Annotated in this window: 13 protein-coding genes, 1 pseudogene and 1 riboswitch; of the genes and pseudogenes, 6 read left to right on the top strand and 8 right to left on the bottom strand. The window is 68.5% G+C overall.

The window, feature by feature from the left end; genetic code table 11:
* Positions 1-29 precede the first annotated feature (29 nt).
* The 3 genes from OYT95_RS27740 to thiO all read right to left on the bottom strand — a co-directional run bounded on the left by OYT95_RS27740 (position 30) and on the right by thiO (position 2,084).
* On the bottom strand, positions 30-797 hold the full coding sequence (locus OYT95_RS27740) for a thiazole synthase (RefSeq protein ID WP_128641507.1): 768 nt from the start codon (positions 795-797) through the stop codon (positions 30-32).
* A complete protein-coding gene (gene thiS, locus OYT95_RS27735) occupies positions 790-1,014 on the bottom strand; it encodes a sulfur carrier protein ThiS (protein ID WP_037240872.1) in 225 nt (74 codons plus the stop codon). Before thiS ends, OYT95_RS27740 begins: the two co-directional genes overlap by 8 nt.
* A gap of 2 nt (positions 1,015-1,016) precedes the next feature.
* Positions 1,017-2,084, bottom strand: a complete 1,068-nt coding sequence (gene thiO / locus OYT95_RS27730) for a glycine oxidase ThiO (RefSeq protein WP_037240870.1) — start codon at positions 2,082-2,084, stop codon at positions 1,017-1,019.
* Positions 2,083-2,195, bottom strand: a riboswitch (TPP riboswitch). It overlaps the preceding gene by 2 nt.
* A gap of 24 nt (positions 2,196-2,219) precedes the next feature.
* On the opposite strand from thiO, the gene thiE reads away from it, so the two are divergent.
* Positions 2,220-2,918, top strand: a complete 699-nt coding sequence (gene thiE / locus OYT95_RS27725; RefSeq protein ID WP_037240867.1) for a thiamine phosphate synthase — start codon at positions 2,220-2,222, stop codon at positions 2,916-2,918.
* On the opposite strand, the gene OYT95_RS27720 is transcribed toward thiE, so the two are convergent.
* Positions 2,919-3,677: an NUDIX hydrolase gene (locus OYT95_RS27720; protein ID WP_037240864.1), complete on the bottom strand. Its 759-nt coding sequence runs from the start codon at positions 3,675-3,677 to the stop codon at positions 2,919-2,921.
* A gap of 124 nt (positions 3,678-3,801) precedes the next feature.
* Here OYT95_RS27720 and OYT95_RS27715 point away from each other — a divergent pair, with 124 nt between their 5' ends.
* Genes OYT95_RS27715 through OYT95_RS27705 form a run of 3 tightly spaced genes read left to right on the top strand, consistent with a single transcriptional unit; the run spans position 3,802 to position 8,491 of the window.
* Positions 3,802-5,184, top strand: a complete 1,383-nt coding sequence (locus tag OYT95_RS27715) for a hypothetical protein (protein ID WP_268789668.1) — start codon at positions 3,802-3,804, stop codon at positions 5,182-5,184.
* Positions 5,181-6,161: a glutamate ABC transporter substrate-binding protein gene (locus tag OYT95_RS27710; protein ID WP_268789667.1), complete on the top strand. Its 981-nt coding sequence runs from the start codon at positions 5,181-5,183 to the stop codon at positions 6,159-6,161. The genes OYT95_RS27715 and OYT95_RS27710 overlap by 4 nt, the downstream gene beginning before the upstream one ends.
* 8 nt (positions 6,162-6,169) lie before the next feature.
* On the top strand, positions 6,170-8,491 hold the full coding sequence (locus OYT95_RS27705; protein ID WP_268789666.1) for a serine/threonine-protein kinase: 2,322 nt from the start codon (positions 6,170-6,172) through the stop codon (positions 8,489-8,491).
* A gap of 3 nt (positions 8,492-8,494) precedes the next feature.
* Here the strand turns inward: OYT95_RS27705 and OYT95_RS27700 are convergent, their stop codons facing one another.
* Both OYT95_RS27700 and pta read right to left on the bottom strand, forming a co-directional pair.
* Positions 8,495-9,688 carry an acetate kinase gene (locus OYT95_RS27700; RefSeq protein WP_268789665.1) on the bottom strand — a complete coding sequence of 398 codons (1,194 nt, stop codon included), beginning with the start codon at positions 9,686-9,688 and terminating at the stop codon, positions 8,495-8,497.
* On the bottom strand, positions 9,685-11,805 hold the full coding sequence (gene pta / locus OYT95_RS27695; protein ID WP_052033627.1) for a phosphate acetyltransferase: 2,121 nt from the start codon (positions 11,803-11,805) through the stop codon (positions 9,685-9,687). The genes OYT95_RS27700 and pta overlap by 4 nt, the downstream gene beginning before the upstream one ends.
* A gap of 62 nt (positions 11,806-11,867) precedes the next feature.
* Between pta and OYT95_RS27690 the strand changes: the two genes are divergently transcribed.
* Positions 11,868-12,377 carry a nitroreductase/quinone reductase family protein gene (locus tag OYT95_RS27690; RefSeq protein WP_268789664.1) on the top strand — a complete coding sequence of 170 codons (510 nt, stop codon included), beginning with the start codon at positions 11,868-11,870 and terminating at the stop codon, positions 12,375-12,377.
* An 8-nt stretch (positions 12,378-12,385) separates the two neighbouring features.
* On the opposite strand, the gene OYT95_RS27685 is transcribed toward OYT95_RS27690, so the two are convergent.
* The gene (locus tag OYT95_RS27685) at positions 12,386-13,660 is read right to left on the bottom strand and encodes an HNH endonuclease (RefSeq protein ID WP_268789663.1); all 1,275 of its coding nucleotides are present in this window, start codon (positions 13,658-13,660) and stop codon (positions 12,386-12,388) included.
* A 144-nt stretch (positions 13,661-13,804) separates the two neighbouring features.
* On the opposite strand from OYT95_RS27685, the pseudogene OYT95_RS44495 reads away from it, so the two are divergent.
* Positions 13,805-14,466 (top strand): annotated as a pseudogene (locus OYT95_RS44495) (CatB-related O-acetyltransferase).
* Position 14,467: 1 nt separating this feature from the next.
* Here the strand turns inward: OYT95_RS44495 and OYT95_RS27675 are convergent.
* Positions 14,468-14,734: a hypothetical protein gene (locus tag OYT95_RS27675; protein WP_112300919.1), complete on the bottom strand. Its 267-nt coding sequence runs from the start codon at positions 14,732-14,734 to the stop codon at positions 14,468-14,470.
* Positions 14,735-14,811: the final 77 nt, after the last annotated feature.

Here is a 14,811-nt window from a genome sequence, read left to right as displayed (position 1 = left end):
TGAGCGGGACCCCGACGCGACCCCGTGGACTACGACGACGCCTGCGCCCAGAACCGCTTGGGAATGCGGCCCGCGTGACGCGCCTCGTAGCCCGCCACCACGGCCCCGCGCATCGCCGACGCCATGAGTGCCGGGTCCTTCGCCCTGGTCACAGCCGTGGCCAGCAGCACGGCATCGCAGCCGAGTTCCATCGCGAGGGTCGCGTCGCTGGCCGTCCCGATGCCGGCGTCGAGGATGACGGGTACCCCCGCACCGTCCACGATCATCTCGATGTTGTGCGGGTTCGCGATACCGAGCCCGGTGCCGATCGGCGAACCCAGCGGCATCACGGCCACGCAGCCTACGTCCTCGAGCCTGCGGGCCAGAACCGGGTCGTCGGTGGTGTACGGCAGGACGATGAAACCATCGTCGACCAGTTGCTCTGCAGCGCTGACCAACTCGATGGCGTCGGGCATCAGGGTGCGTTCGTCGGCGATGACCTCGAGCTTCACCCAGTCGGTCTCGAGCGCCTCGCGGGCGAGTTGCGCCGTCAGCACCGCCTCGGCAGCACCGCGACACCCGGCGGTGTTGGGCAGCGGCGCGATGTCGAGCCGGCGCAGCAGGTCCAGCACACCGGTGCCGCCGACGGCGTCGACGCGGCGCATCGCGACCGTGGTCAGCTCGGTGCCGGACGCGACGAGCGCCTCTTCGAGCACCGTGAGGTTGGCTGCGCCGCCGGTGCCCATGATCAACCGTGAACCGAACGTGCGGCCCGCGATCGTGAGGCCCTTCTGCACGCCGGGCGTCGCGTCAGCCACCCTGCACCGCCGTGAGGATCTCGATCTCCCAGCCCCGGACCACGAGCTCGTCCCACCGGGCGCGCGGGAACACGGCGCCGTTCACGGCCACCGCGATGCCCTTGGTGGGCAGGTTCAGCACCTCCAGCAGCCCGGCGACGGTCAACGGTTCCGTGAACTCGTGGTCCTCACCGTTGACGCTGATGCCGATCGGCACCACTACTTGCTGCTCACTCATCTCTACCTCGCTACTTTCTCGAAACGTTCGGGGTCGGCGGCTTTCGCCTCGACCAGTGCCGAGCCCTCCAACAATGCCACCGTCGCGTCGGCGGTCACCGGGGTGAGCAGGATGCCGTTACGGCCGTGTCCCGTCGCCACCACGACCCGATCGGACACCCGGCCGATCAGCGGCAGGTTGTCCGGGGTCATCGGACGCAGACCCGCCGAGGTCTCCCGCAGTTCGTACTCGCCGATGGCGGGCATCAGCGCCTCGGCGTCCGCGATCAGGTCCCGCACACCGGCCACCGTGACCTGCGTGTCGTTGCCCGACTCGTACTGGGTGGCACCGACGACGATGCCGTCGGCTCGCGGAACCAGGTAGGCGGGCCTGCCGTGCACACTGCCGCGGATGGTGCGGCCCGGTGCGGGAGTCACCCCCGGACGCGAGCGCAACCGCAGGATCTCGCCCTTCACCGGGCGCACCGGAAGCCCGGGCCACAGGGCCGGGGACGCGATGCCCGCGGTGACGACGATCTGGTCCGTGTCGAGCCGGTCGAGGCTGTGCACGGCCTCCCCGATCAGCTCCACTCCGGCGTCGACGGCGCACCGCTGCAACGCCTGCAACAGCAACCTGTTGTCCACGGCCAGTTCGTCGACGGCCAAGAGTCCCAATCGGACTCCGCGCCCCAGCATCGGCTCGAGGGCGCGCACTTCGGCACGGTTCAGGATCTGCAGTTCCCGCCCCTGGGCACCCACCCATTCGGCGATGGTCCGCAGGTCCTCCGCGTCGGCGCCGTCCAGCGCGACGGTGAGCGAACTCTCCGACGTGAACAGCTCGACGCCGGCTCCGGCCTCGAGTTCCTTCCCGAATTCGGGCCACCGGTCGAGCGACGCGCTCCCCAGTTCGAGGACGCTCTCCTCGCCGGGCCAGCCCTCGGACAACGGGGCGAGCATGCCGCCCGCCACCCAGGACGCCCCCGAACCGATCGACGGGTCGTACAGCTTCACCGACCAGCCGTTGCGGGCTGCTCGCCACGCAATGGACAGGCCGATCACTCCGCCTCCGACGACGGATACCGATCTCGCCATTGAACTCCACCTCACTTCCTGCGCCGGCATGATCCGGGTCAGGTATGACGGTCGGGCTCGGCGTGAGCCCCTCTCAGCCCCACGTTCCCCGGGACTCCCGTGTTGCACTTTCACCGTAGAGGCTACCGTCATGCCGTGACCACCTCGCATCACAGCAACCTCACGGACCGTCGGCGCCGCCTCGGAACAGCACGTTTGTATTTGTGCACCGATGCTCGGCGCGAGAAGGGCGACCTGGCGCAGTTCGCCGAGGCCGCGCTGTCCGGCGGCGTCGACATCATCCAGCTCCGCGACAAGGGCTCGGCCGGAGAGAAGAAGTTCGGCACGATGGACGCCCGGGACGAACTGGCGGCGCTGTCGGTGCTCGCGGCCGCGGCCAGGCGTCACGGAGCGCTGCTCGCGGTCAACGACCGCGCCGACATGGCGCTGGCGGCCGGGGCCGACGTGCTGCACCTCGGCCAGGGCGACCTGCCCGTCCCGTACGCACGGACCGTGGTGGGTTCCGACGTCCTGATCGGCCGCTCCACCCACAGCCGCGCGCAGGCCAGCCTCGCGGCGATCGAGGACGGCGTCGACTACTTCTGCACCGGACCGGTGTGGGCCACCCCCACCAAGCCCGGGCGGACCGCGTCGGGCATCGATCTGGTGCGATCGACCGCCGACTCCGAGCCGAACCGCCCGTGGTTCGCGATCGGCGGCATCGACGAGGCCCGGGTTCCGGAGATCCTCGCCGCGGGAGCCTCCCGCATCGTCGTCGTGCGGGCCATCACCGAGGCCCGCGACCCGCAGGCCGCCGCGCGCTCGCTGTCCGCCCTGTTGCAGCAGAACGCGTAGTTACGGCTGATCCAGCCAGTTCAGCACCGTGGCGGGCGGCAGGACCACGACGGTGGCCGGCAACTGTTCGATCAGGTCGGGGTCGGTGGTGACGACCGCCGTCATCGTTCCCAACGTGGTGCCGTGGCCGGCCGGTTCGGCGAGGCGACCGACTGCGTCCGGGGCCTCGAGCACCTCGACGCGCGGCAGCCACCCGTACGTGCCGTCCGGCAGGTGCACCGTGCGGGGCAGAGCCTTCGACAACTGCGCCAGCGCGCCGCGTTCGCCCAGCACGTCGTGCCGGTCGAGCAGCAATCGCACCTCGGTGGTGCGCAGTTGCGGCCACCCCGCTTCGAATCCCGGGTGCAGCGGGAGCCCGGCGACGTCGGTTTCCCGCACCCACCGCAGTTCGGTGCTCTCGCCGTTCGCGACGGTGGGTAGCGGGCGCTCGGCGTCGGCGATCACGGTGGTGTAACTCCAGCCGCTCGCGGCCTTCATCGTGACGACCTCGGTGCGGACGCGGATCGCTGCACTCTCGATGCCGGCTTCCTCGTGCGCCTCGCGTACCGCGGCGTGGGTGGTGGTCTCGTGGCTGTCCCGGGCACCGCCGGGCAACGCCCAGGTGCCGCCCTGGTGACTCCAGGCCGCACGGTGCTGCAGAAGCACGGCCGGCGTCTCGTCCGGGAGCGGCGCACGCAGCAACAACCCGGCCGCACCGTGCTTGCCCCAATGACGACTGCCGTCCGGCCCGGTTGCCCAGCCGTCACCGTCACCACGCATCGACTACCCCTGTCCGACCTGATGGGTCTCCCTGCAGTTCCCTCACACTAACGGTTTCTTCCGGAACTGCCCGTCGGCAGTCGGGAACCGACCGCTGCTTATATGCTCCCCACAAAGTGCGGCCATGACACGGGAGGGGTGCGAGGTGGTTCTGCGGGAGGCACCGTCGATCGAACCCCGGGGCAGCCGCGCATTGTCCGCCGCCGCGGACGACGACGTCGACCCCGCGGTGGCACGCCGCAAGGAACTGCGCGCGTTCCTGGTGTCGACTCCCGCCAAACTCACCGCCCTCGGCGCCCTCCTGGTCCTGCTCACCCTGACCGCCGGCCTCCTGGCCGCCTCGACGGTGAACAGCAGGGAGGCCACCCTCGACACTGTCCTCGCCGAGACGGAACCGCTGTCGTTCTCGGCGCAGAACCTGTACAGCGCCCTGTCGGTGGCGGACGCCGCGGCCACGACGGCGTTCATCTCCGGCGGTCTCGAACCTCCCGAACTCCGGGACACGTACACGCAGGCGATCGGCACGGCCTCCGCCGACCTCGTGTACGCGTCCGGCGGGCTCGCGGCGAGCGACGTGGACAGCCGGCGCCTGCTCGCCTCCATCTCCACCGACCTCAGCGTCTACTCCGGTCTCGTCGAGACCGCGCGCGCCAACAACCGCACCGGTCATCCCGTCGGCGCGGCCTACCTCAGCGAGGCGTCCACGCTGATGCAGACGAGCATGCTGCCGATGGCGCAGCAGTTGCACGCCCAGCAGGAATCCAACGTCGCGGACACGCAACGGGACTACTCCCGTCCGCCCTGGCTGGCGCTGATCCTGATCCTCGTTGCCCTCGTCGCGCTGCTCGTCGCCCAGATCGTCATCGCGAGGCTCAGTCGGCGCACGTTCAACCTCGGGTTGATCGTGGCGTCGTCGTGCACGGCGATCCTCCTGGTGTGGATGCTGGTCGCCGGGTTGGTCTCCTCCCTCGACACCAAGCGGGCACTGACCGAGGGCGCCCGCCCGATGCACGAGTTGACCGCCGCCCGCATCCTGGCCCAGCAGGCGCGCACCGAGGAGACCCTCAAACTGGTCCGCCGTGACTCGAACGGTGACTACGACGCCGTCTTCGAAGACAAGTCCGGTCAGCTCGACACCCTGCTGTCGAGCTACCCCCACGACGGCGACCGCGCCGTCGGCCACGACGAGGTGGCACGGGCGCAGGAGGCGTGGACGCGCTGGTCCGCGGCACACGACCGCATGAACGAGATCCTCGCCAAGGGCGACTTCGTCTCGGCGGCAATGGTCGCCATCGGACCGGGACCGTCGGATTCCGCGGCTCAGTTCACCGCCGTCGACGACGCGCTCACCGACGGAATCGGCGCCGCACGCGACCGGTTGCGGTCGAATGTCGAATCCGCGGCCCGGGTGCTGACCGCGCTCGGTTCCGGTGCCCTCGTCCTGACGCTGATCGCGTTCGGCGGAATTATCATCGGGTTGTGGCCTCGATTGCGGGAGTACCAGTGAGGCGGCGCCGGATCGCGCTGGTGCTGGTGGCGGCCACGTTGCTGATCGGCGGGTGCGCCGAGTCGAGTCCGGAGCACGTCGGATCGCCGAGCGTGTCGTACACCGAGCCCCCGCTTCCCGCGGCCGCGATGCCGGCGCCCGAAACCAGCGCTGCGCCGCCGACTCCCGAGAAGGACTGCGGCGATCCCACCGCGAGCCTTCGCCCGTTCCCCGACACCGACGCCGCGCCGCCGATGCCGACCGTCGACGCCATCCGCGCGCGGGGCCGTCTCGTCGTCGGCCTCGACACGGGCAGCAATCTGATGAGTTTCCGCGACCCGGCCACCGGTGCCGTCCAGGGCTTCGACGTCGACATCGCCCGGGAGATCGCGCGGGACCTGTTCGGCGACCCGGACCGACTCGAGTACCGCATCCTCACGTCCGCGAATCGTGAGAAGGCACTGCAGGAATCGATGGTCGACATCGTGGCCAAGACGATGACCATCACCTGCGACCGAAAGGAACGGGTGGCGTTCTCCTCCGAATACTTCGAGGCGCAGCAACGGGTTCTCGTCGTGAAGGGCTCCCCGATCCGCAGCGCCGCCGACCTGGACGGGAAGCGGGTCTGCGTCGTCCGCGGCACCACGTCGCTGACACGGTTGCAGCAGGTGGCGCCCACCGCGGACATCCTGACGGTCCCCATGTGGTCGGATTGCCTGGTGGTCCTGCAACAGCGGCAGGTCGATGCGGTGAGCACCGACGACACGATCCTCGCCGGTCTGGCGTCCCAGGACCCGTATCTCGAGATCGTCGGAGACAGCATGGGCGCCGAGCCGTACGGCGTCGGCATCACCAAGTCGAACGAGGACCTGGTGCGGTTCGTCAACGGCACGCTCGAACGCATCCGCCGTGACGGTACCTGGACCAGGATGTACGACCAGTGGCTGTCGATGCTGGGGCCGTCCCCCGCCCCGCCGTCCGCCGTGTACCAGGACTGAGGGGACGCATGCCGCACCATCCGAAGAATCCCGAGTCCACCGACCCGGACATCGCCACCCAGGCCGCCGTACGGGAGCCGGAAGAGGACGCTACGCAGGCCGCGGTTCGGGAAGAACCGGACGAGGGTCCGGCCACCCAGGCGGCACCGACGTCCCGGCCGTCCGGCGCGTCCGGCACCGGCCGCTCGACGCGCTCACCGCGCACCCGGTCCGGGCAGCGCCTGCGTCTCGGCGGCGGTCTCGTCGAGGTTCCCGTCGTGAAGACACTCGACCCGGCGTCCGCCGTGATGACCGACCCGAAAGTCCCCGAGAGCAAGCGCTTCTGCTGGAAATGCAACAAGCCGGTGGGCCGCACCAGCGCCACCTCCGAGGGCTCCGAATTCGGTCTGTGCCCCAAGTGCGGAGCCACCTACGACTTCCGGCCGCTGCTCGGCCCGAACGAGCTGATCGGCGGCCAGTACGAGGTGCAGGGCTGCATCGCGCACGGCGGCCTCGGCTGGATCTATCTGGCCATCGATCGCAATGTCAGCGACCGGTGGGTGGTCCTCAAGGGTCTGTTGCACTTCGGCGACGCCGAGGCTCAGGCCGTGGCGGTCGCCGAACGCCAGTTCCTCGCCGAGGTGGCCCACCCGAGCATCGTCAAGATCTTCAACTTCGTGGAGCATCCCCGGTCGGACGGGACCCCGATGGGTTACATCGTCATGGAGTACGTGGGCGGTCACTCGCTGCGGGACGTCCTGTCGACGCACGCGAAGCCCGAGCGCATGCCGGTCGAGCAGGCCATCGCCTACGTGCTCGAAATTCTTCCCGCACTGGCGTATCTGCACTCCACCGGCCTGGTGTACAACGACCTCAAACCCGACAACGTGATGGTCACCGAGGACGCCCTCAAATTGATCGACCTCGGGGCCGTCGCCGGCATCGAGGACTACGGCTACCTGTACGGCACGCCCGGGTTTCAGGCGCCGGAGATCGTCAAGACCGGCCCGACCGTGGCGTCCGACATCTACACGGTGGGGCGCACACTCGCCGTCCTGACGCTCGACATGCCGTCCGACAAGGGGCGGTACCTCGACGGGATCCCGTCCCCCGAGCAGGCGCCGCTCCTCGCGGAATACGAGTTCTTCCACCGACTCCTGTTGCGCGCCACCGACCCCGATCCGAGCAGGCGTTTCGCGTCGGCCGAGGAGATGGCGGGTCAGCTCACGGCGGTACTGCGGGAGGTGCTCGCGCAGCAGACCGGCGAGGAGCATCCCGGACTGTCGACCGTGTTCAGCAAGCAGAGAACGACGTTCGGCACGGATGAGGCCGTCGAGCAGACCGATGTGTACGTCGACGGCGTCGACCGGGACGAGAACCTCGATCCGCAGTCCGTGGCGCAGGCGTTGGCGGTGCCCCTGATCGACCCGACCGATCCCAACGCCCCGCTCCTGGCCGCCGCGGTGCACAGCGAACCGCAGCAGACACTGGATTCCATTCGGCACGCGCGCGAGAACGGTATCGAACGGGTCGTCGGCGACCTCGACGTGTCGTTCTCCCGGGAACTCACACTCGCCGAGATCAAGGCGCACCTCGATCTCGGTGACGCCGCCACCGCCACCGGACTCCTCCGCGACGTGGAGGGAGACATGGGCGGGAACTGGCGCGTCGACTGGTACGCCGGACTCGCGACGCTCATCGACGGCGAGTACGAGACGGCGTTCTCCCGCTTCGAATTCGTGCTGAAGGCGATGCCCGGCGAGACGGCTCCCAAGCTTGCGCTCGCCGCCACCGCCGAACTGATTCTGCAGCACTGGGAAAGTTCCGATCCCCACCAGTGGAGGGCGTTCGCCGAGAAGTACTACCGAACGGTGTGGCGGACCGACCACAGCATGGTGAGTGCGGCATTCGGGCTGGCGCGGCAACTCACCGAACGCGGCGACCTGCCCGGTGCCATCGCCGCCCTGGACCAGGTTCCCGCGACGTCCCGGCACTTCACCATGGCCCGGATGACGAGTGTGCTGATGCTGTTGTCCTGCAAACCGATCGAGGAGATCGACGAAGCAGCCCTCCGGGAGGCTGCACTCCGCGTCGCCGCGCTCGCACCCGAGGAGAGCCGGGCACTGCAGATGCGCACGCTCGTACTGGGCACCGCACTGGACTGGATGCGTGCCGGTCACACGTCGGCGACGGAACTCGAGCAGATCCTCGGTGTGCCGTTCACCGAACGGGGCCTCCGCAAGGGCGCCGAGGCCGGCCTGCGGGCCCTTGCCCGCAACGCCCCCGAGCGCACTCACCGGTACACGCTGGTGGATCTCGCCAACGCCATCCGGCCCAAGAGCCTGCTGTAACGCTCAGGCCCCGATCAGGTCCGCCGCCGCACGGGCGATCGCGAACTCCTCGTTGGTGGGCACGACCAGCACCTGCACGTCGGAGTCGTCCGCCGAGATACGGCGTGCGTCCCGGGAATCCGCGCCGTTGCGGTCGTCGTCGACGACGATGCCGAGGCGCCCCAGCCCGGCCAGGCTGTCGCGGCGGACGTCGACATTGTTCTCGCCGACTCCCCCGGTGAACGTGATGACGTCGACGCCGCCCAGTTCCACCAGGTAGGCGCCGATGTACTTGCGGAGTCGGTGCACGTACACGTCGTACGCCAACGCCGCGGCCTCGTCGCCCTCGCCGACGAGCGTCAGGAGCGCCCGGAAGTCGTTGACACCCGACAGGCCCTTGAGTCCGGAGTGCCGGTTCAGGAGGTCGTCGATCTGATCGACACCCATCCCGCTGCGGTGCAGGTGCAGGATGACACCCGGATCGACGTCCCCGGACCGCGTGCCCATGACAAGACCCTCGAGCGGGGTCAGCCCCATGCTCGTGTCTACGGCCAGTCCCCCGCGGATCGCGGACGCCGAGGCACCGTTCCCCAGATGCAGCACGATCTGGTTCAGCTCGGACAGGTCCCTGCCGAGGAAGTCGGCCGCCTGCGCCGACACGTACTGGTGTGACGTGCCGTGGAAACCGTACCGCCGGATGGAGTGCTCCCTCGCGACCTGCCGGTCGATCGCATACGTCGACGCCTCCGCGGGCAGGGTGTGGAAGAACGCGGTGTCGAACACCGCGACGTGCGGGATGTCCGGCAGTTCCTCCCGCGCCACCTCGATCCCGATCACGTTCGCCGGATTGTGCAGCGGCGCAAGGGCCGAAAGGTCCGAGATGGACTGCACCACCGCGTCGTCGATGATCGTGGGTTCGAAGAACACGTCGCCGCCGTGGACGATGCGATGACCGACCGCGACGATCCCCGCCTCCCTCAGCGGTCGGCCCACCTCGGCGACGATGTCCGACACCATCTTCAGCCCGGCCCGGTGGTCGGCGATGTGCACGTGGCGCTCCGCCAAACCGGTGCGGTGGTGATAGACGATGCGCCCCTCGGGTTCCCCGATCCTCTCGATGAGACCGGACGCCGAGGACTTACCGGTGTCCGGGTGGATCAGCTGGAACTTGATCGACGACGAACCGGAATTGACTACCAGTACGGACCCCTCGGTCACTGCTCTGCTCCCTGCGCCTGGATCGCGGTGATGGCCACGGTGTTCACGATGTCCTCGACCAGCGCCCCTCGCGACAGGTCGTTGACGGGCTTGTTGAGGCCCTGCAACACCGGACCGACGGCGATCGCACCGGCACTGCGCTGCACCGCCTTGTACGTGTTGTTCCCGGTGTTGAGGTCGGGGAAGATGAAGACCGTCGCCTTGCCGGCCACTTCCGAATCGGGCATCTTCTTGTCGGCCACGCTCTGCTCGATGGCAGCGTCGTACTGAATGGGGCCCTCCACCAACAGGTCCGGGCGACGCTCGCGAACAAGTTTCGTCCCAGAGCGCACCTTGTCGACGTCCGCACCGCTGCCGGAGTCACCGGTCGAGTACGACAGCATCGCGATGCGCGGATCGATGCCGAACTGGGACGCCGTCTGCGCCGAGGAGATCGCGATGTCGGCCAGCTGTTCGGCCGTGGGGTCGGGCACCACCGCACAGTCCCCGTACGCGAGCACCCGATCGGACAGGCACATCAGGAACACGCTCGACACCGTGGACACCCCCGGTTGCGTCTTGATGATCTCGAACGACGGCCGGATGGTGTGCGCCGTGGTGTGCGCGGCACCGGAGACCATGCCGTCCGCGATTCCCAAGTGCACCATCATGGTTCCGAAGTACGAGATGTCGGCCATCACCTCGCGGGCCCGCTCCACGGTCATGCCCTTGTGGGCGCGGAGCCGCGCGTACTCCTCGGCGAACGGACCGGCGTGGTCGGACGTCCGGGGGTCCAGCACCTGCGCGTCTCCGAGGTCGACGCCGAGTTCCGCCGCGCGGCGCCGCACCTGCACCTCGTCGCCGAGAATGGTCAGCGCCGCCACCTGTCGTTGCAACAGTCTCCCCGCCGCGCGGAGGATGCGGTCGTCGTCGCCCTCCGGCAGCACGATGTGCTTGCGGTCGCGGCGGGCGCGGTCGATCAGCTGGTATTCGAACATCTGCGGAGTCACCACCGAGGGGATCGGCAGCTTCAACCGCTCCAGCAGCGTGGGTGCGTCCACCCGCAGTTCCATGACGCTCAGGGCGGTGTCGATCTTGCGCTGCGAACCGACCGCCACCCGGCCACGGGTCTGCGCTGCTGCGCTGGCCGTGTCGAACGTGCCCAGTTCGGTGGTGAGGATCGGCAACCGCGGCTTCAGGCCGGCCATCAGCTTCGCGATCGCCGGGTGCGGCATCAGCCCACCGTTCATGACGATCCCCGCCAGTGATGGGAATCCCTCGGCCTCATGCGCGTTCACCATCGCCAGCAGCACGTCGGAACGGTCGGCCGGGGCGATCACCACCGTGCCCTCCGTCAGCCGTTCGAGAATGTGCTCTGCCGTCATTCCGCCCACCATCACGCGCAGCGCCTCGCGGTGGAGAAGCTCAGGGTCGCCACTGAACAGGCTGCCGTCGATCGACTCGAGAAGTTCGGCCATGGTCGGTGCGACCAGCAGCGGGATCTCGGGCAGACTCCACGCAGGCACACCGGTCGACGCCAACGCGGCGGTGACCGCATCGAGCTGATCCGGGTCACAGCGATTCGCGACCACGGCCAGCGGATGGGCGTGGTGAGAAGTTAGTTCACCGATCGCGAGATGGGCGAGTTGCGCGACCTCCTCGGGGGTGCGCCGGGCTCCCTTCACGGCGAGCAGCACCGGTGCGCCCAGGTTGGCGGCGATCCTCGCGTTGTAGCCGAGTTCGCTCGGGCTCGCCACGTCGGTGTAATCGCTGCCGATCACGACGACGGCGTCGCACTGCGCCGCCACCTGGTGATACCGGGAAACGATCTCGCTGAGCGCCCCGTCGGGATCGGCGTGGACCTGCTCGTACGTGACCCCGAGGGACTCCTCGTAGCCGACGTCGGCCGTCGTGTGTTCGAGGAGCAACTCGAGAATGTAGTCGGTTTCCTGCGTCGATCGGGCAATCGGACGGAAGACGCCCACCCTCGCCGCCGACGCACACAGCATCTGCAGGACACCCAGCGCGATGGTGGACTTGCCGGTGTCCCCCTCCGGTGAGGCGATGTAGACGCTCGACGGCTGGGGACGGGCGGGCGGATTCACGGGTGAGGGTGTCGCTGGCGCAGCCATGGCCATAGCGTATCCGGCCACCACCGCTCGGCGATTGACACCGCACCCGCCGGGCGGTCAGATGACCTATGGCCGAATCACCCTTCCCTGACGTCCGGTGGGGCAGCGAGAACAGCTTCCTCCGCGAGCCCGCAGCTAAATTTGCCGCCACTCGACCTGGATCGTGGGTGATCCGGAATCTCGCCGGAGTCGACCGCCGGCTCCTCCAGAAGAGCAGGGGACGCTTCACGATCCTCGGTCCGATCGCCGCACCGGTTGTCCTGCTGACGACGACGGGTCGTAAATCGGGGGCGCCGCGGACGAGCCCGCTGCTGTACTACCGCGAGGGTGAGCAGATCTTCGTCGTGGGCAGCAACTTCGGGCAGGATCACCACCCGGCGTGGTCGGGGAACCTCCTCACCGAGCCGAATGCGAAGGTCACGATCGGCGGGAAGGACATCCCCGTCACCGCGACCCTCCTCACCGAACCGGAGCGGACGCGGATCTATCGCGAATTCGACGAGATGGTGCGCGTCTACGGCGTCTACGAGCACCGAACGAACCGCACGATGCGGGTATTCGCTCTCACCGCCGCGTGACCCGACCGTCATGCCGCGCCCGGGAGCGGCGGCGCCGCCGAGCGGTAGTGGTGCCCGGTCGGGGTGCCGAGGTCGATGAGGTGGGTGCCGCCGGGGTTGTGTACCGGTCGGGCGGTCCAGCCGTCGCCTTCCTTCGCGTAGTTGCAGGCCTCGCACAGCCCGGACCCGTTGTCCGCCGTCGTGGCGCCGGATTCTCGGCGTGAGCGGATGTGGTCGTGATGCCGGATCGGCGCATCGCACCACGGGGTGCGGCACGTGCGGTCCCGGAGGTCGATCAGCTGTCTCAGGCTTTTCGGGAATGTGCGCGACGGCGATTCCATCGCCGTCAACGCACCCGACTGCGGGCACGAATACACCCGTCGCAACGACGTCTCCACGTCACCATCAAGGGCGTCCGCCACGAGTTGCCGGGCGATTCCGGCCGGTACCGGTCCGAACCCCTGCAGCTGTGCGGCCTCGTGCCCGCCGGCCAGGAGTGTCTCGTCGGAGAGCACGAGGTTCACCGCCACCGGAACACCCGATGCCACTGATGCTCCGGTGCCGCGATTGAACAACAGGTCCACCATCAGCTGATTGCGGGTGCGGCCGCCACTGTTGCCGGTGGCGATCAGGCTGTCCGCATCCCGGCCGAGCGTGGCCTGCAGGCACACCGCCTGCTCGACCGGCATCAGCACGCTCAGATAGGCCATCGAATCCGGCGCCGGACGGGTCGTCACCCGACGCTCGGACACAGCCTTCCGATGCCGCCGCATCACGGCCGCGGCGTCGAGTTCCACCGCCAACGCTTTCGCCTGCGCGATCAGCCCGCGGTCGCCGACCCCGTCGAGAGTGGCCGGGTCCGAGCACAACCGGCGGTCCACGTTTCCCCGCTCCGCGGCCGACAGGCACGCCGTTTCGCGCACCAGCAACGTGGCGCGCCATTCGTTCAACCGGCCCGACCGCAACAGGGCCAGGGTGTGCGGCATCTCGTGCACCAGGGCCTGCGCGAAATCGAGATGCCGACCGCCGCGGTTCGGGGATTCCCTGCGCGCCAACGCAATCTGCGACGCGATCCCGCGGCCCCAGTCCGCCCGCGGCAACCCCCGAGCCCTCCGATCGGCACGAATACTCGTCGCGACACCATCGGTGATCACCGCCTGCACCGCACACCCGACCGACTTCAACGCCTCGATCGCATCGAGCCACTCGATCCCCAACCCCGCATCCCCGTCGGCGGAAACCTCTCGCAGCCGTGCCGCGAACACACGCAACTCGGCCAGATCCGGCGCAATCACATCCCCCACGACCAACCTCCCCCAAGGTTCGAATGCACGTTCGACTCTAGCAACAGCACCTGAACAATGGCAATAGTCGGCCCTCGTAAAGCGCGTGCAGCGCAGCGCCGTACGGCGCTATACAAGAGATCGCGCACACCTGCGCCCGAGGGAATGGAGACACAATTGCCCACGAATGCCGCACCGGATCCGATGACCCTGCACCCAGTTTCGGGTCAGCCTCGGGTGGTCCTGCTCAAACCGCTGATCGAGAACCCGCTGATCGAGGTCGGGGAGTACAGCTACTACGACGATCCCGAGTTCGCGGACGAGTTCGAAACGCGCAATGTTCTGCACCATTACGGGCCGGACCGGCTGATCATCGGCAAGTTCTGCGCCTTCGCGACCGGGACGACGTTCATCATGAACGGCGCGAATCATCGGATGAGCGGAGTGTCGACCTTCCCGTTTCCGATCATGGGAGGGTCGTGGGCCCAGCATTCCGATCTGCTCGCCGATCTACCGTCGCGCGGCGACACCGTCGTCGGCAACGACGTGTGGATCGGAGGCAACGCGACGATCATGCCCGGGGTGCGTATCGGGCACGGCGCGATCGTGTCGACCGGTTCGGTGGTGACGCGGGACGTGCCGGACTATGCCGTCGTGGGCGGGAATCCGGCCGTCCACATCAAATACCGCTACTCGGAATCCGAGATCGCCGCGCTGATGCGGATCGCGTGGGGGACTGGCCGATTTCGGTCGTCACCGAACATGTGCGGACCATCGCCGCAGGTACTGTCGAGCAACTCCAGGATGTCGCCGACGGACTCGGCTGAATCAGCCGAGCGCCGCCTGCGGTGCGTCGGTGTCGAGGTCGAGTTCGCCGTCGTCGGCGAACACGAGGCGTCCGTCGTCGAGAGCGACGGCCCAGCGGTGCACGGGCGCCCAATCACGTCCGAGGAGTCCCTCCGACTGGGACAGGTCCGCGAAATCCTCGATCACGACACCGGGTGCGGGAGCGTCGGAGTCGCGACGGACCCGAACGCGGGCGCCGACGACGACGTCGTGGCTGTGGGGCTGTGCGGCACTCTTCTGATCAGACATGGGTTCATTCCGCTTTCTGCAGGGTGATGCCAGGGCAAGGGATCATCCGGGCCCGCTGCCGAGAACTCACTACAGAC

Origin of the sequence: Rhodococcus sp. JS3073 (assembly GCF_026810085.1) — a bacterium.
Classification (GTDB): domain Bacteria; phylum Actinomycetota; class Actinomycetes; order Mycobacteriales; family Mycobacteriaceae; genus Rhodococcus_F; species Rhodococcus_F wratislaviensis.
Note: the sequence above shows the minus strand (reverse complement) of the source record. Positions and strands in the feature narration are given on the sequence as shown.

Coding starts and splice junctions, on each gene's coding strand:
- OYT95_RS27715 (WP_268789668.1), top strand. CDS start 3,802: ATGACACGGGAGGGGTGCGAGGTGGTTCTGCGGGAGGCACCGTCGATC.
- OYT95_RS27720 (WP_037240864.1), bottom strand. CDS start 3,677: ATGCGTGGTGACGGTGACGGCTGGGCAACCGGGCCGGACGGCAGTCGT.
- OYT95_RS27690 (WP_268789664.1), top strand. CDS start 11,868: ATGGCCGAATCACCCTTCCCTGACGTCCGGTGGGGCAGCGAGAACAGC.
- OYT95_RS27705 (WP_268789666.1), top strand. CDS start 6,170: ATGCCGCACCATCCGAAGAATCCCGAGTCCACCGACCCGGACATCGCC.
- OYT95_RS27675 (WP_112300919.1), bottom strand. CDS start 14,734: ATGTCTGATCAGAAGAGTGCCGCACAGCCCCACAGCCACGACGTCGTC.
- pta (WP_052033627.1), bottom strand. CDS start 11,805: ATGGCCATGGCTGCGCCAGCGACACCCTCACCCGTGAATCCGCCCGCC.
- thiO (WP_037240870.1), bottom strand. CDS start 2,084: ATGGCGAGATCGGTATCCGTCGTCGGAGGCGGAGTGATCGGCCTGTCC.
- thiS (WP_037240872.1), bottom strand. CDS start 1,014: ATGAGTGAGCAGCAAGTAGTGGTGCCGATCGGCATCAGCGTCAACGGT.